The 15,736-nt window shown below is 71.8% G+C and carries 15 protein-coding genes and 2 pseudogenes; 6 read left to right on the forward strand and 11 right to left on the reverse strand.

Annotated features, from left to right (window positions below):
• Positions 1 to 63: 63 nt before the first annotated feature.
• Both E6W39_RS26315 and E6W39_RS26320 read left to right on the forward strand, forming a co-directional pair.
• Positions 64 to 1,211, forward strand: a pseudogene (locus tag E6W39_RS26315) (adenosine deaminase).
• Positions 1,212 to 1,486: 275 nt separating this feature from the next.
• Complete coding sequence (locus E6W39_RS26320; RefSeq protein ID WP_141635621.1) at positions 1,487 to 1,858, forward strand: hypothetical protein; 372 nt, start codon at positions 1,487 to 1,489, stop codon at positions 1,856 to 1,858.
• Positions 1,859 to 2,034: 176 nt separating this feature from the next.
• Here the strand turns inward: E6W39_RS26320 and E6W39_RS26325 are convergent.
• From E6W39_RS26325 to E6W39_RS26345, 5 genes and pseudogenes are all read right to left on the reverse strand, one after another.
• Positions 2,035 to 2,216: pseudogene (locus E6W39_RS26325) on the reverse strand (PspC domain-containing protein).
• Positions 2,217 to 2,277: 61 nt separating this feature from the next.
• Positions 2,278 to 2,931, reverse strand: a complete 654-nt coding sequence (locus E6W39_RS26330; protein ID WP_141635622.1) for a VanZ family protein — start codon at positions 2,929 to 2,931, stop codon at positions 2,278 to 2,280.
• A 143-nt stretch (positions 2,932 to 3,074) separates the two neighbouring features.
• Positions 3,075 to 3,401: a hypothetical protein gene (locus E6W39_RS26335; RefSeq protein WP_141635623.1), complete on the reverse strand. Its 327-nt coding sequence runs from the start codon at positions 3,399 to 3,401 to the stop codon at positions 3,075 to 3,077.
• The gene (locus tag E6W39_RS26340; RefSeq protein WP_141635624.1) at positions 3,398 to 5,083 is read right to left on the reverse strand and encodes a sensor histidine kinase; all 1,686 of its coding nucleotides are present in this window, start codon (positions 5,081 to 5,083) and stop codon (positions 3,398 to 3,400) included. The genes E6W39_RS26335 and E6W39_RS26340 overlap by 4 nt, the downstream gene beginning before the upstream one ends.
• Before the next feature lie 34 nt (positions 5,084 to 5,117).
• Positions 5,118 to 5,795: a response regulator transcription factor gene (locus E6W39_RS26345; RefSeq protein WP_101381488.1), complete on the reverse strand. Its 678-nt coding sequence runs from the start codon at positions 5,793 to 5,795 to the stop codon at positions 5,118 to 5,120.
• Positions 5,796 to 6,071: 276 nt separating this feature from the next.
• Between E6W39_RS26345 and E6W39_RS26350 the strand changes: the two genes are divergently transcribed.
• Positions 6,072 to 6,788 (forward strand): SigE family RNA polymerase sigma factor, encoded by a 717-nt coding sequence (locus tag E6W39_RS26350; protein ID WP_407658633.1) that lies wholly within the window; start codon positions 6,072 to 6,074, stop codon positions 6,786 to 6,788.
• A gap of 534 nt (positions 6,789 to 7,322) precedes the next feature.
• Here E6W39_RS26350 and E6W39_RS26355 read toward each other — a convergent pair.
• Positions 7,323 to 8,297, reverse strand: a complete 975-nt coding sequence (locus E6W39_RS26355; RefSeq protein ID WP_141635625.1) for an AraC family transcriptional regulator — start codon at positions 8,295 to 8,297, stop codon at positions 7,323 to 7,325.
• 127 nt (positions 8,298 to 8,424) lie between these two features.
• On the opposite strand from E6W39_RS26355, the gene E6W39_RS26360 reads away from it, so the two are divergent.
• Positions 8,425 to 9,147, forward strand: coding sequence for a zinc-dependent alcohol dehydrogenase family protein (locus E6W39_RS26360; RefSeq protein ID WP_323809090.1), 723 nt, complete (start codon positions 8,425 to 8,427; stop codon positions 9,145 to 9,147).
• The gene (locus E6W39_RS43665; RefSeq protein WP_323809091.1) at positions 9,114 to 9,410 is read left to right on the forward strand and encodes a zinc-binding dehydrogenase; all 297 of its coding nucleotides are present in this window, start codon (positions 9,114 to 9,116) and stop codon (positions 9,408 to 9,410) included. Before E6W39_RS26360 ends, E6W39_RS43665 begins: the two co-directional genes overlap by 34 nt.
• Positions 9,411 to 9,417: 7 nt before the next feature.
• Here E6W39_RS43665 and E6W39_RS26365 read toward each other — a convergent pair whose 3' ends face one another.
• The 5 genes from E6W39_RS26365 to E6W39_RS26385 all read right to left on the reverse strand — a co-directional run bounded on the left by E6W39_RS26365 (position 9,418) and on the right by E6W39_RS26385 (position 14,669).
• On the reverse strand, positions 9,418 to 10,053 hold the full coding sequence (locus E6W39_RS26365; protein ID WP_141637963.1) for an ATP-binding protein: 636 nt from the start codon (positions 10,051 to 10,053) through the stop codon (positions 9,418 to 9,420).
• A 202-nt stretch (positions 10,054 to 10,255) separates the two neighbouring features.
• Positions 10,256 to 11,158 carry an aldehyde dehydrogenase family protein gene (locus E6W39_RS26370; protein WP_141635626.1) on the reverse strand — a complete coding sequence of 301 codons (903 nt, stop codon included), beginning with the start codon at positions 11,156 to 11,158 and terminating at the stop codon, positions 10,256 to 10,258.
• Complete coding sequence (locus E6W39_RS26375; RefSeq protein ID WP_141635627.1) at positions 11,151 to 12,626, reverse strand: aldehyde dehydrogenase family protein; 1,476 nt, start codon at positions 12,624 to 12,626, stop codon at positions 11,151 to 11,153. The genes E6W39_RS26370 and E6W39_RS26375 overlap by 8 nt, the downstream gene beginning before the upstream one ends.
• 5 nt (positions 12,627 to 12,631) lie before the next feature.
• Positions 12,632 to 13,618 (reverse strand): deoxyribose-phosphate aldolase, encoded by a 987-nt coding sequence (gene deoC / locus E6W39_RS26380; protein WP_181799458.1) that lies wholly within the window; start codon positions 13,616 to 13,618, stop codon positions 12,632 to 12,634.
• Positions 13,619 to 13,856: 238 nt separating this feature from the next.
• Positions 13,857 to 14,669: a G1 family glutamic endopeptidase gene (locus E6W39_RS26385; RefSeq protein WP_141635629.1), complete on the reverse strand. Its 813-nt coding sequence runs from the start codon at positions 14,667 to 14,669 to the stop codon at positions 13,857 to 13,859.
• Positions 14,670 to 14,818: 149 nt separating this feature from the next.
• On the opposite strand from E6W39_RS26385, the gene E6W39_RS26390 reads away from it, so the two are divergent.
• Entirely contained in the window at positions 14,819 to 15,721 is a 903-nt protein-coding gene (locus E6W39_RS26390) for an aminoglycoside phosphotransferase family protein (protein WP_141635630.1), read from the forward strand.
• Positions 15,722 to 15,736: the final 15 nt, after the last annotated feature.

Genomic DNA, 15,736 nt, shown 5'->3' on the forward strand with positions numbered 1-15,736 from the left:
AGCCCGAGTGAACCCTCGGCGTGGGCATTGGGTATCTACGCGCGTAGGGCTTAGACTCCCGCAATGCAGAAGCAGATCCCTCTCCCCGCGGGCACCACGGCCCCGCGCATCCCCACCGCCGAGCAGATCCGCCGCGCCCCAAGGTCGTGCTGCACGACCACCTGGACGGCGGCCTCCGCCCCGAGACGATCGTCGAGCTCGCCGCCGCCTGCGGCTACCAGAAGCTGCCCACCACCGACCCGGCCAAGCTGGGCATCTGGTTCCGCGAGGCCGCCGACTCCGGCTCGCTGGAGCGCTACCTGGAGACCTTCGCGCACACCTGCGCCGTGATGCAGACCCGCGAGGGCCTGGTCCGCGTCGCCGCCGAGGCCGCCGAGGACCTGGCCGCCGACGGCGTGGTCTACGCCGAGGTGCGCTACGCCCCCGAGCAGCACCTGGAGGGCGGCCTGACCCTGGACGAGGTGGTCGAGGCGGTCCAGGAGGGCTTCCGGATCGGCGAGGCCAACGCCCGCGCCAACGGCGACCGGATCAAGGTGGGCACCCTGATCACCGCCATGCGCCACGCCGCCCGCTCCCAGGAGATCGCCGAGCTGGCCAACCGCCACCGCGACACCGGCGTGGTCGGCTTCGACATCGCCGGTGCCGAGGCCGGCTTCCCGCCCACCCGCCACCAGGCCGCCTTCGACTACCTCAAGGGCGAGAACAACCACTTCACCATCCACGCCGGTGAGGCCTTCGGGCTGCCGTCGATCTGGGAGGCGCTGCAGTGCTGCGGCGCGGACCGGCTCGGTCACGGCGTGCGGATCACCGACGACATCACCGTGCACGACGACGGCACCGTGACGCTCGGCCGGCTGGCCGCCTACGTCCGGGACAAGCGGATCCCGCTGGAGATGTGCCCCACCTCCAACCTGCAGACCGGTGCCGCCAGTTCCTACGCCGAGCACCCGATCGGCCTGCTCACCCGCCTGAAGTACCGGGTCACCGTGAACACCGACAACCGGCTGATGAGCGGCACCAGCATGAGCCAGGAGTTCGCCCACCTGATCGAGGCGTTCGGCTACGACCTGGACGACATGCAGTGGTTCACCGTCAACGCGCTGAAGTCGGCGTTCCTGCCGTTCGACGAGCGGCTGGCGATGATCAACGACGTGGTCAAGCCCGGCTATGCCGAGCTGAAGGCCGAGTGGCTGTTCGGCTCCTCGTCCTGAGCCTGCCCCGAGCTACTGCCGAACTCGTCCTGAGCTCGTCGGAGTTCGGGGCTCCGGCTCGATCTGACGTCCGTAAGCGGTCTGACGAAACGTCAGGCCGCTTATGTCATACGGTCCGACGATTCACTCACACGGCTGATGCGCTTTTGGCCCGGGTCCTCGGCTGTGTCTACGGTGTGCCAGTCACTGCTGACACGGCGCAGCGGCGTATCCCGGGACGGCTGCCGCCCCGGGCCAGGCTGGGGCGCCGGCCCGAGAGGACACGAGGACTACTCATGAAGCAGGCCACTCTGAAGGCCGCCGGTACCGCGGCGCTCGCCATCGCGGCGGTCGCCGCGGGTACCGCCTCGGCTTCCGCCGCCACCGGCGGCCTGAGCGCACTCCCCACCGGCACCCTGCCCGACACCGGTGCTGTGACCGGTGCGCTGAGCCACGCCCCGGCCCTCGGCGGCCCGGTCGCGCAGACCACCGGCCTGCTCAACCAGGGCGCCGGCCAGCAGGCGGCGGCCGATGCCACCGCCGGTCTGACCCGCGGCCTGCCGCTCGGCGCCGTGTCCAGCGTTGCCAAGCAGGCGCCCGGTCCGCTGGCCGGGCTGCTGGGTGGCGTGGTGCCGGTGAGCGGTGGTCTGCCGGGCCTGGGCGGCTGACCTACGCCCGATCCCGGACTGTGGCGCGGCTCCCGATCTCGGGCCGCGCCACAGCAGTCGTTCGGCCCACAGCAGTCGTTGAGCGCACAGCAGTCGTCAGGCTGGCAGCAGTCGCTAGACCCGCAGCGGTCGTCAGGCCCGCAGCAGTCGTCGGACCCACAGATCCACGCCGGTCATCAGGGCTCCTGGGGCAGGAGCACCCAGAGCGCCAGGTAGATCAGGAACTGCGGGCCGGGCAGCAGGCAGGAGGCCAGGAAGATCAGCCGGACCGTCCAGGGGTCAGGCCGAACCGCTCGGCGACCCCGGCGCAGACACCGGCGACCAGACGCTTGTGACGGGGGCGGGCCAGGGGGCGCATCGGATTCTCCTTGCTCGGAGGCGTTGACCGGACGCCTCCATGCTCGCCGCGAGCACCGGGTTCAGGCCTCCGCCTGGATGCCGATCCGCGCCCCCGGGGTTTCACCGGTCGGGACCACCCTGGTGTCAGGGACGGTCTCAGGGTCGGCCCCGAGACGCACCACCCGACTGGGCGCCGCCGCCCGGCCCCGCCGCAGTGCGGCCCGGGTCGCCGGGACCACCAGCAGATGGGCCAGCGCCGCGCCGATCACCCCGAGCAGCACGTCGTCCACGTTCAGCACCCGCCCGGCCGAGGTCTCCAGCACCTCGAGGCCGGTGGCGAACAGCGCACTGGAGCCGATCGCCTGCAGGAACGACGGGAACCAGGCGGCGCGCAGCCGGCCGCCGATCAGCGGGAGCAGCACCCCGAGCGGTGCCGTCTGGCCGACCGCGGTCAGGGTTTGGCCGAGCGCCGCGGAACTGCCCGAGCTGAACGCCCGGTGCAGGGTGGCGAACGGGGTCAGGTTGGCGTCGTAGGCCCAGGCGGTCGGCACTTGGCGCAACATCAGCCAGCCGAGCAGGGCGACGTGCAGGGTGAGCAGGAGCAGGGCGGCCGAACGGACCGCCAGGGGGAGCGAGGTGCGAGGGCGCGCGCGGAGCTGAGCACCGCCCTCGGGCCGAGCCGTCGGGGCCGGTTCTCGCTCTGGGATCCGCACCGTGCCTGGCGCGCTTCGCACGCCGGTGCTGTCTCGCTGCACGCTGGTGTGGACGCGGGCCCGGGAGCGGCCGGTTGCAGGACGCGGCCGTTCTACCGGGTGGTGCCACTCACACCGCCGCGCACACCGTGGTCAGCCACTGCGGTCACTGCGGTCTGCGATCACTAGCAGTGCAAGGTCCCGGAGGGGGTCGGAGAGGGCGACGGTGCCGCGCTGAACACGCTGCCACCGGGGACGGAGGGACTCGGGCTCGCACTGGCCAGGTCGGGGAGACCGCGCGCCAGGCCGCGCAACGTGCCCGCGGGCGGGCTGGGGGCGACCGCCGGCGGCCGGAGCGGGCTGGGGCAGGAACCGCGGCTGGCGGGCGCGCCGGCGTCCACCGGGATCGCGGTCGGCCGGATCCCGCAGCCGCCGGCCAGCAGTGCGACGGCCACCGCACCGCCGACCGCCAGCGCCAACCGCCGCCCGCGTGCGACCCGTACCTCGCTCACTGCTCCGACCTCCGCTCGGTTGTGTCCCCCGAGTCCCCGAAGTCCCCGAAGTCCCCGGTGTCCCCGGTGTCCCCGAAGTCCCCGGCGCCGCCCCCACCGCGCTGCTCAGACGCGGCAGACTGCCCGGGCGCGCCCGCCGTGGCGCCGCCCCTCGCAACACCGCCCCCCGAAGCGTCACCCACCGAAGCCCCAGCCGCCGCCGGCCGCAGCGGCAGCCGCAGGGTGAACACCGCACCGCCCTGCTCGCCGTTGGCCGCCGTGATGGTGCCGCCGTGGATCTGCGCGTTGGCCATCGCGATGGACAGGCCGAGACCGCTGCCCTCGGACCGGGCCCGCCCCTTGTCCGCCTTGTAGAACCGGTCGAAGACGTGCGGCAGCACCTCCTCGGGGATGCCGGGCCCGCTGTCGGTGACCCGCACCACCACCTCGCCGGCCCCGGTCGGCCCGACGCCCTGGCGCACGGTGACCTTGACCGGGGAGCCGCCGTGCTTGAGCGCGTTGCCGATCAGGTTGGCGAAGACCACGTCCAGTCGGCGCGGGTCGACCACGGCCCGCACTCCGCGCGGGGCGTCCACCTCGACCGCGTCGTACCAGGCGCGGCCGTCGATGCAGGACATCACCAGGTCGGCGATGTCCATTTCGTCGGCGACCAGCTTGGCGGTGCCGGCGTCGAACCGGGTGACCTCCATCAGGTTCTCCACCAGGTCGGAGAGCCGGCGGGTCTCGCTGACCACCAGCCGTACGGCCGGCTCGATCATCGGGTCGAGCGCGTCCGCCTCGTCCTCCAGGATGTCGGTCACGGCTGTCATCGCGGTGAGCGGGGTGCGCAGTTCGTGCGACATGTCGGCGACGAACCGGCGGCTCTGCGCCTCGCGGGCGCTCAACTCCTCGACCTGCTCCGAGAGTGCCTCCGCGGTGCTGTTGAACGTCCGTGCCAGGTCGGAGAGTTCGTCGGTGCCGCTGACCTCCAGCCGGGTGTCCAGCTTGCCCTCACCCAACCGCCGGGCGGCCTCCGCGAGTTGGCGCACCGGGCGGAGCACGGTGGCGGACGCGGCCTGGGCCAGCAGGGTGGCGGCGATCAGCGCCAGCAGGGTGGCCACCGCCAACGACCAGCCCAGCGTGTTGAGATCGGCCCGCTCGTTGTCCAGCGACTTGAACATGTAGGCGGTCGGGCCGGTGGGCACCACCTTGGTCCCGCCGACCACATAGGGCTGGCCGTCCAGGTTCACCCGCTGCCAGTACAGGTGGTACTCGTTCGGGTTGCCCGCGCCGACCGCGCGCGGAGTGGTCACCGCCAGCTGAAGGGCGTGCGGCACCTGGGCGGCGGTGAACCGCGGGTCCGAGACGGCGGTGCAGTCCGGCTGGTTCTCGTCCACCACCACGACGTTGTAGCTCAGCCCGGAACTCGCCACCTCGGTGGCCAGTTGCGCCAGCGCCGGGCAGCCGGCGTTCAGCGGCAGCCCCTGGACGCTTCGGCTGAGTGACACCCGGAAGTCGTTGAGCGCGGTGTCCTGGGCCCGCTTGAGGACCGCGTCCCGGTTCAGCCAGTACGCGATCCCGGAGGCGGAGACCGCGGCCGTCAACGCCACCACGGCGAACACGGCGGCGAGCCGGACCCGCAGCGAACTCAGCCGCAGCCGTCGCCGCCAGGCCTGGCGGCGGCCGTTCTGATGGTCAGTCACGTGTCGGGTCAGCCATTCACTCTGGGCAGGACGGTCAGGAGGGCGGGTCCAGACGATAGCCGACGCCGCGGACCGTGCGGATCAGGGTGGGTGCCGAAGGGACATCCTCCACCTTGGCCCGCAGTCGCTGCACACAGGCGTCCACCAGGCGCGAGTCGCCCAGGTAGTCGTGCTCCCAGACCAGCCGCAGCAGCTGCTGGCGGGAGAGCGCCTGGCCCGGCCGGCGGCTGAGTTCCAGCAGCAGCCGCAGCTCGGTCGGGGTGAGCTGGAGGTCCTGGCCGTCCTTGGTCACGGTCATCGCGGAACGGTCGATCACCAGCGAGCCGAACGCCGAGGAGTCCGAGTTCTCCCGCTCGCCGCGGCGCAGCACCGCGCGGATCCGGGCGTCCAGCACCCGTGGCTGGACCGGTTTGACCACGTAGTCGTCGGCGCCGGACTCCAGGCCGACCACCACGTCGATGTCGTCCGAGCGGGCCGTCAGCAGGATGATCGGCAACTGGTCGGACCGCCGGATCCGCCGGCAGACCTCGAAGCCGTCGATGCCCGGCAGCATCACGTCCAGCACGATCAGGTCGGGCCGCTGCTCCTTGAACAGCCGCAGGCCGTCCTCGCCGGAGGCGGCGGCGGCCACACGGTGGCCCTGGCGGGTGAGGGCGAGTTCGAGGCCGGTCCGGATGGCGTCGTCGTCCTCGATCAGAAGGAGGAAAGGCACCTGTTCATTCTGGCTCAAGGATTGTGTTGCCGGGAACCGTCCGGAGCAGGTGGGACGTCAAGGGTGTCGAGCGCCACTTGGGATCGCGGGACCTTCGTCCTGAGGCTTGTGACACCGCTGTGACAGTCGGCGGACACCGTCATGACGGGTGGCGGGCAGGATTTTCGTTGTCACCGCGAGAGACCGCCACGGCGGACCGGAACGGAGACGCGAAAGGACCCGCTCGTACCGACCATGGGGGCGCACGATGAACGAAACGCTTGAGACCCGGAGCTTCTGGGACGCCAAGTGTTCCTCACCGGCGCGGGGGCGGTTGGACGGCTGCTCAGGGGGACGCCGGGGGGCGTCGGCAGCCGGGGTCACGGGGGGACGAAGGGGGCGACCCTCTACCGGCTGGCGCCGGTGGAGGAGCGCCTGCCGTCGACGGGACAGGGGGGTGCGACGGGGGACTCGTCGGCCGCCGAGGTGGACCACCTGACGGAGTTCACCGCGTATGTGCGCGAGCGCCGCGCCTCCCTGTACGCGACGGCCTACCACCTGACCGGCGACCGCTACGAGGCCGAGGACCTGCTGCAGAGCGCGCTCTTCAGCACCTACCGGGCCTGGGGCCGGATCGCCGACAAGGCGGCGGTCGGCGGCTACCTGCGCCGCACCATGACCAACCTGCACATCTCGGCCTGGCGCCGGCGCAAGCTCAACGAGTACCCCACCGAGGAGCTCCCCGAGACCGTCGGCGACACCGACGCGATGGGCGGCACCGAGCTGCGGGCGGTGCTCTGGCAGGCGCTCGCCAAGCTCCCGGAGAACCAGCGCACCATGCTGGTGCTGCGCTACTACGAGGGCCGCACCGACCCGGAGATCGCCGACATATTGAACATCAGCGTCGGCACCGTCAAGAGCAGCATCTGGCGCGCCCTGCGCCGGCTGCGCGACGACGAGCACCTCAACCTCACCGGCGACACCACGCACGCCTTCGGCGAGCTGGTCGCCTGAACCACCCCACAACTCCCGTCGGGGGACGGGTAAGCGGGCGCGGAGTCGCGCGGGACTCGGGGGAGCCCCCGCCGGCAGGGAAGCCGCGCCCCACACAGGGCCGGACCCGGCATCTCGGGAGAGGATGCCGGGTCCGGTTCTGTTTTCAGAGTTCGACGATCCGAGCGAGGTCGATCTCGATCGGGAACGGGAGCTCGGTCTTCAGCTGACGGACGTGGTGACCGCCGGCAGGGCGGGCGGGTAGACGCCGGTCTCCCGGTTGAGCCAGAACTCGAACACCTCCGGCAGATCGCTCGCACCGCGCTCGACGCGCCAGTAGTAGGGGATGCCGGCTTCGGCGTACAGGTTCGGTGCAGCGCGAAGAACAGCTCGCCGCGCACCGTGCCGTGCCAGAGGCCGGTCCGCTCCTGCGGCACGACGTGTCCGTCCAGCAGGTCGAAGTCGAAGGGCAGGTCGAGCGCGATGGCCTGCTGGTAGGTCAGCAGGCCATCGGGGACCAGCCAGTAGGGCCGAGCGGTTGCCACGGCACTCACGTTAGCCGCCCACCCGCGCCGCTTGCCCGTTTTGGTCCTCTGTTCCCCCCAACGGGCGACCCGCCGCCCGGTACCGCCCCGGCGACACCCTGTACTCGCGCTTGAAGGCCTTGGCGAAGGCGAACTCGCTGAGGTAGCCGGTGCGGTGGGCGATGGTGCGCAGGGGGGCGTCGGTGTCGCGGAGGAGGCGGCCGGCGGTGGTCATCCGCCACCAGGTGAGGTAGGCGAGCGGGGGCCGGCCGACCAGGGTGGTGAAGCGGCGGGCGAAGGCGGCGCGGGAGAGGCCGGCCCGGGCGCCGAGTTCCTCGACGGTCCAGGGGCGGGCGGGGTCGTCGTGGATCGCGTGCAGGGCGGTGCTGATCGCCTGGTCGTGCAGGGCGTGGGCCCAGCCGGGGCGTTCGGTGTCGGCCTGCTCGGCGTACCAGGCGCGCAGGACGTGCAGCAGCAGGGTGTCGAGCAGGGCGGGGAGCAGGGCGTCCGCGCCGGGTCGGCGGTCCGTCAGTTCGTCGGCCAGCAGATCGATCACGGTGCGCAGCCGGGCGTGGCGGCCGTCCCGGGTGCGCAGGTGCAGGTGGGGCGGCAGTTCGGCGAGCAGTGGGTGCGGGCGGGCCTGGTTGAGCAGGTAGGCGCCGCAGAGCATGCTGCTGCTGCCCGCCTCGGCGCCGGGCCCGGCCTGCGGTGGCTGGGGTCGCAGTCGGCCGTCCGCGTCGAGCACGGCGGGGCGCAGGGTGCGGTCCGGGGCGTCGGCGATTCCGTAGCTCGCGCCGTGCGGCAGCAGCACCAGGTCGCCGGCCGCCATCCGGGCCGGCGCGGCGTCGCCCGGCGGGTGCAGCCAGGCCTCGCCGTCCAGCACCGCGTGGAACCCGACCCCGTCACCGGCCGGGAACCGCACGCCCCAGGGGGCGGCCCGCCGGTGGTGGCCGGCGTGCGGCCGGCCGGTGCGCATGGCGGTGATCGCGTCGCTGAGCACGTCCATGGGGTGAGCCTAGCCAGTGGCGAGACGATCGGACAGGGATCCGAGACTTTCCGGCATAGGCCGTCTCGATCGGCTCGCCTACGGTTGATCACGTCAGCAAGACGCTTGTTCCAAAGGGGAGTTGGCCATGGCCAAGATGGTGCTGTTCGACGAGCCGGGTGGCCCCGAGGTGCTCCGGATCGCCGATGTCGAGCTCGGGGAGCCCGGTCCGGACCAGGTGCTGGTGCGGACCGAGGCGATCGGTCTCAACCGGGCGGAGGCGCTCTTCCGGGCCGGTGCGTACTACTACCAGCCGACGCTGCCCGCCTCGCGGCTCGGCTACGAGGCGGCCGGCATGGTGGTGGCGGTCGGCTCGGCGGTGACCGGCTTCGCCGTCGGCGACCCGGTGGTGAGCACGGTCGGCGGCCACATGAGCACCGACGGCGTCTACGGCGACCACTTCCTGCTGCCCGCCGCCTCGCTGGACCGGCGGCCCGACGGCGTGGACTCGGTGACCGCGGCCGCCTCCTGGCTCTCCTACGGCACCGCCTACGGCGCGCTGGTGGAGCGCGGTGGGCTGCGGCCCGGCGACCACGTGGTGATCACCGCCGCCTCGTCCAGCGTCGGGGTGGCCGCGATCCAGATCGCCAACCACTTCGGCGCCATCCCGATCGCGGTCACCCGCACCGCCGGCAAGCGCGACCAGCTGCTGAAGCTCGGCGCGGCCCAGGTGATCGTCAGTGACGAGGAGCCGGTGGTGGAGCGGGTCCGCGAGCTCACCGGCGGGCGGGTGCCGAGTTCGTCTTCGACCCGGTCGCCGGGCCCGGGCTGGGGGAGTTGGCGCTCGCGGTGGCGCCCGGCGGCCTGCTGATCGTCTACGGCTGGCTGGACCCGCGGCCGGCGCCGCTGCCGATGAACTGGGGACTGCGTGTCCTCGGGTTCGCCTACGGTGAGCTGGCGCGGACCCCGGAGGTCCGGCGCCGGATGCTGCACTTCCTGGGCGCCGGGCTGCGGGCCGGCACGCTGGCCCCGGTGATCGATCGGACCTTCGACCTGTCCGAGATCGCCGACGCCCACCGCCACTTGGAGGCCAACGGTCAGGTTGGCAAGGTGGTTGTGACCGTAAAGAGTTGATGGTCCGTCAGGCGATCGAGGCGACGGCCGGTTCGGGCCGGTCGGCCACGGTCCGCACCCGGCGGGCGGCTTCGGGGCCGTCGCAGGCGTGGGAGCCGAGACAGACCTGGCGGGCCACGATGGCGCGTTCGGCGCGCATCAGCCGCCAGCCGCGCCGCACCAGGAAGCCGACCGACTTGCGGCCCTCGCGCAGATCGCGGCGGAACCGGCGCCAGGCGGTGACCAGCGGGTGGTTGCGCAGGCAGAGCGCGTCGCCGAGCAGGTCCTCGGCGCGGCAGCCGGCGACCAGCTCGGCGGCGAAGATCCCCTCGGCGATGAACGCCGGGGCGCCGTGCAGCTCCAGGAGCCGGGAGCCGGCCCGACCGTTGGCCGGGATGGAGTAGACGGGCACCTCGGCCCGGCCGGTCTCCACCAGCTGACGGATCGCGGTCAGCGCCTGGTCGCCGTGCCAGGAGGCGGGCGAGTCCCAGTCGATGCCGCTGCCGTCGGGCAGTGGCGGGAGGCTCGGGTCGTCGCCGTCCTTGTAGAAGTCGTCGAGCTGCAGCACCGGGAGTCCGGCCCGCTCGGCCAGTGAGGACTTGCCCGATCCCGAGGGCCCGGACAGCAGCACCACGCGGGCGCGACGAACAGGGGCGGGGTTCATGGGGGAGTCACTCACGAGACACCAGTCTGACGCATCGAACGCAGTACTGGTAACCCGGCGGACGGCACCAGCGCACGGTAAGGGGGCGGCGGCAAAAGGGTGACGGGCCCGCGCCAGGGGGGAGAGGCGCGAGCCCGTCGGCGGTCCGTCCGGGCCCCTGGGGGGATAGGGGCACGGGGGACGGACCGGTCAGGGGGAGGACCTACTGGCCCATCGGGTGCCAGACGGTCTTGGTCTCCAGGAACGAGAGTAGCCGGTCGGTTCCCGGATCATTGGTCCAGTCCTGGGCCGCCGGGTCGACGGCCGTGCGCAGCACCCGCTTCAGGGTGTCCGCGGCCAGCTCCTCCAGGGCGGTCGCCGTGCCCGGACCGTCCGCGGCGATCGCGCCGGCCAGGTCGAGGGCGTTGACGTCCTGGTGGGACGCCAGGGTGGGGGCGATGTCCGCGGTGCGGCCGGAGATGACGTTCACCACGCCGCCCGGCACGTCCGAGGTGGCCAGCACCTCGCCCAGCGACAGGGCGGGCAGCGGCGCGTCAGCCGCGGCCGCCACCACCGCGGTGTTGCCGGTGGCGATCACCGGGGCGAGCACCGACACCAGGCCGAGGAAGGAGAACCCGTAGCCGGTCTGCGGGGCCACGATGCCCACCACGCCGGTGGGTTCGGGCACCGACAGGTTGAAGAACGGGCCGGCCACCGGGTTGGCGGCACCGGCGATCTGGGCCACCTTGTCGGTCCAGCCCGCGTACCAGACCCAGCGGTCGATCGCCTGGTCGACCAGCGCGGCGGCCTTCTTGCCGCCCAGGCCCTCGGCCGCGGCCACCTCGGCGGCGAACTGCTCGCGGCGGCCCTGCAGCATCTCGGCGACCCGGTACAGGACTTGACCGCGGTTGTAGGCGGTGGTGCCGGACCAGCCCTTGACGGCGGCGCGGGCGGCCAGCACGGCGTCCCGGGTGTCCTTGCGGGTCCCGAGCGGGGCGTTGGCGAGCCACTGGCCCTTTGCGTCGGTCACCTCGTACACCCGCCCGCTCTCGGAGCGCGGGAACTTCCCGCCGACGTACAGCTTGTAGGTCTTGAAGACATCAAGTCGCATGGCAGTCTCAGACATCGAGGTAGGCCTCCAGACCGTGCCGGCCACCCTCGCGGCCGTAGCCCGACTCCTTGTAGCCGCCGAACGGCGAGGTCGGGTCGAACTTGTTGAAGGTGTTGGCCCACACCACACCGGCCTTCAGCCGGTCGGCCATCCAGAGGATGCGCGAGCCCTTCTCCGTCCAGATGCCGGCGGAGAGTCCGTACGGGGTGTTGTTGGCCTTCTCCAGCGCCTCGGCCGGGGTGCGGAAGGTCAGCACCGACAGCACCGGGCCGAAGATCTCCTCCCGGGCGATCCGGTGCGCCTGGCTCACGCCGGTGAACAGCGTGGGGCGGAACCAGTAACCGGCGGACGGGAGTTCGCACTCCGGCGCCCAGCGCTCGGCGCCCTCGGCCTCGCCGGCGGTGGCCAGCTCGGTGATCCGGGCCAGCTGGGCGGCCGAGTTGATGGCGCCGATGTCGGTGTTCTTGTCCAGCGGGTCGCCGACCCGCAGGGTGGCCATCCGGCGCTTGAGGGCGTCCAGCAGCTCGTCCTGGACGGACTCCTGGACCAGCAGCCGGGAGCCGGCGCAGCAGACGTGCCCCTGGTTGAAGAAGATGCCGTTGACGATGCCCTCGACCGCCTGGTCGATCGGCGCGTCGTCGAAGACGATGTTGGCCGCCTTGCCGCCCAGCTCCAGCGACAACTTCTTGCGGGTACCGGCCAGTTGCTTGGCGATCGCGCGGCCGACCGGAGTGGAGCCGGTGAACGCCACCTTGTTGACGTCCGGGTGCGCGGTGAGCGCGGCACCGGTGCGGCCGTCGCCGGTGACGATGTTGACCACGCCCTTGGGCAGACCGGCCTGGCGGCAGATCTCGGCGAACCGCAGAGCGGTCAGCGGGGTGGTCTCGGCGGGCTTGAGGACCACGGTGTTGCCGGTGGCCAGCGCCGGGGCGATCTTCCACGCCAGCATCATCAGCGGGAAGTTCCACGGGATGACCTGGCCGGCCACGCCCAGCGGCTTCGGGCTGGGACCGTAGCCGGCGAAGTCCAGCTTGTCCGCCCAGCCCGCGTAGTAGAAGAAGTGCGCGGCGACCAGCGGCAGATCGACGTCCCGGGTCTCCTTGATCGGCTTGCCGTTGTCGATCGACTCCAGCACGGCCAGCTCGCGGGAGCGCTCCTGGATGATCCGGGCGATCCGGAACAGGTACTTGGCGCGCTCGCTGCCGGGCAGCGCCGACCAGTCGGCGAACGCCTTGCGTGCCGCCTTGACGGCGCGGTCGACGTCCTCGTCGGTGCCCTGGGCGAACTCGGCGAGCACCTGCTCGGTGGCCGGGTTGACCGTCTTCAGCGCCTCGCTGCCGCTGGAGTCGGCGAACTCGCCGTTGATGAAGTGGCCGTAGGAGGTGGCGATGTCGCCGGCCGCGGCGGGCGACTCCGGGGCGGGGGCGTACTCGAACAGCCCGCTCTTGCGGACCGGCTCTGCGGCGTTCTTGTTCTTGGCCATGTTCCTCAGTCCACCGTCACGTAGTCGGGACCGGAGTACCGTCCGGTGGTCAGCTTCTGACGCTGCATCAGGAGATCGTTGAGCAGGCTGGAGGCGCCGAAGCGGAACCAGTGCGGGCTCAGCCAATCGTCGCCCAGGGTCTCGTTGACCATCACCAGGTACTTCATGGCGTCCTTGGTGGTCCGGATGCCGCCGGCCGGCTTCACGCCGACCTGGATGCCGGTCTGCGCCCGGAAGTCGCGGACGGCTTCGAGCATCAGCAGGGTCACCGGGGGAGTGGCGTTGACGGCCACCTTGCCGGTCGAGGTCTTGATGAAGTCGGCGCCGGCCAGCATCGCCAGCCAGGAGGCCCGGCGCACGTTGTCATAGGTCTGCAGCTCGCCGGTCTCGAAGATCACCTTGAGGTGGGCCGAGGTGCCGTCGGGGCGCTTGCATGCCTCCTTGACGGCGGTGATCTCGTTGAAGACGTCCAGGTAGCGGCCGGAGAGGAAGGCGCCGCGGTCGATCACCATGTCGATCTCGTCGGCGCCGGCGGCCACCGCGTCGGCGGTGTCGGCCAGCTTCACCGGCAGCGCGGCGCGGCCGGCCGGGAAGGCGGTGGCGACCGAGGCGACCTGGATGTCGGTGCCCTTCAGCGCCTCCTTGGCGGTGGCGACCATGTCCGGGTAGACGCAGATCGCGGCGACGCGGGGGGCGGTGGGGTCGCTCGGGTCGGGGTTCCGGCCCTTGGCGCACAGGGAGCGCACCTTGCCGACCGTGTCCGCGCCTTCGAGCGTGGTCAGGTCGATCATCGAGATGGCCAGGTCGATGGCGTACGCCTTGGCCGTGGTCTTGATCGAACGGGTGCCGAGGGCGGCGGCGCGGGCCTCCAGGCCGACTTGGTCGACGCCGGGCAGGCCGTGCAGGAAGCGGCGGAGCGAGGCCTCGGACGCCGCGACGTCCTTCAGACCGCCGCCCGCAGCGCCGGGGGCATTGGCTGCAAGAGTGGACATAGTCACCAGAGCAGCATATCTACGCGCGTAGCCAATGGGTAGACGGGGTCGACTTCGATGCGGGAATGAGATGTGGGTCCGGTGCGGTCGGCTGGACGGCCGACCGGGCTCCGCTGGTTCCCGCTGCCCGGATCACCTGATCCCGGAGCGGAGCCCGGCGCCCATGACCGGTTCCATGGGCGCCGCGCGGAGCGAGCTCCGTGCCCTGGGGCGGGTGCGCGCCCCAGGGCCGGTTCGGCTACTCCTGCAGGAACGTTTCGCTGAAGCTGGTGCCGCTGGAGCCGAGCCCGCTGGTGCGGGCCTCGTAGGCGCCGTTCGACGGGTCGAGCGCGACCGGGTTGAAGGATCCGAGGGACTTGCCGTTGACGGTGGCCGAGCTGAAGTTCAGGGTGCCGAAGTTGGGGTAGGCCCCGGTCGGCGACTCGATGATGACCTCGGCGCTGGCCCGCTGCCCGGAGGAGAGGGACTTGGTGGTGGTGTAGGTCCAGCCGCGCGAGGAGTTGGTCAGCTTCAGGGTGTACCGGTTGCTCCCGGCGTAGGTGACCGAGGCGTTGATCACGTTGCCGGCCGACACCGGGTAGGAGCTCTGGCTCAGGTAGACCGGGTTCGCGGGGTACATCTCGTACCAGGCCTGGTCCACGGGGCTGCCGCTGGAGCAGTCGGTCGCGACGCCGGTCTGCTCCACGGTGGACGTGCCGTACCCGTCGATGCCGACCCAGGGGGCGTAGAGGTCGTTGGTGGAGTTGCAGGTGGCGTTCGGCTCGGTCCAGCTCGCCGAGACGGAGGTGAAGCCGCTGCCCGTGGCGGCGTAGCCGCCCCAGTTGTAGCCGTTGATGTTGTAGTGCAGGGGGCGGAACGACAGTCCCTGTGCGGCCGCCGCGGTGGTCGGCGCGACGGGGCGGCGAGGGTGGTCGCCGCTGCCGCGAGGGTGGCGACGCGTATCAGGAATCGGCGCATGCTGGCTCCTCGGTGGGGGACGATCAGGATGCTCGTGCTCCGACCCCAAGCCGGTGTGGGCGGCTGTGAGGCGGTGGCAGTAAAGGATGGCCAACTGTCATGAGTAGGTCAAGAGCCTTGGCATTACTGAGTGCTGGCTGAATGGCCGCGCCAAGTCGAAGGCTTGACGGTGTTTGTGGGGTCTGGCTTCGAGCTACCCGAAATCAAGTGGCGGCAGCGAGGCCTGAGCAGAAGGCTCGCACTGTGACACTTCACCAGAACGAGATCCGCGTAGATGAGACGGTCGTCCGAGCACTACTGCGAGAGCAGCGACCGGAGTTGGCCGACCTCCCGGTCTCCCCGGCGGGCGCGGGCACGGACAACCGGATGTACCGGCTCGGCGACGAGTTGCTCGTGCGGCTGCCGCGCACCCCGGGCAATGCGGAGGCGGTGCGCAAGGAGCAGGCCTGGCTGCCGCGCTTGGCGCCGCAGTTGCCCTGCCGCATCCCGGAGTTGGTGTACTGCGGTACGCCGGGGGACGCGTTCCCGCTGGCGTGGTCGGTGTACCGCTGGATCGACGGCGAGGTGGTCGGCCCGGGGCGGGTCACCGACTGGCCCGCCTTCGGGGCCGACCTGGCGGAGACCGTGCGGCGCCTGCATGCCGTCCCGCTGATGGGGGCCACTCGCGAGGGCGAGCTCAGCTGGTACCGAGGGGGTGACTTGCAGGCCTGCGACGGATGGGTCAGCCGCTGCTTCGACGAGCGTCGAGCGATCGAGGGCCTGGACCTCGACATCGCGCAGTTGCACCACCTGTGGCAGGGCGCGCTCGCCCTGCCCGAGCCGTCCGGAGGCCAGGTGTGGCTCCACGGCGACCTCAAGCCCACCAACCTGCTGGTCCAGCACGGCAGATTGCACGCCGTCATCGACTTCGGAGGCCTCTCGGTGGGCTTCCCGGACGCCGAGCATGCGGCGGTGTGGGATCTGCCGGCGGCGGCCCGGCGGGCGTACTGGGAGGCGCTGGACCTCGACGAGGCGACCTGGCTGCGGGCGAGGGCGTGGGCGATCGCCGTCGGGGTCAGCGGGGTGTCGTACTACTGGCGCACCTACCCCGAGTTCGTCGACGAGTGCCTGTCGCGGCTGCGGGCGATCCTGGAGGAGAAAGGGTGACGTGAACTGTCCCCT

Origin of the sequence: Kitasatospora acidiphila, from assembly GCF_006636205.1 — a bacterium.
Classification (GTDB): domain Bacteria; phylum Actinomycetota; class Actinomycetes; order Streptomycetales; family Streptomycetaceae; genus Kitasatospora; species Kitasatospora acidiphila.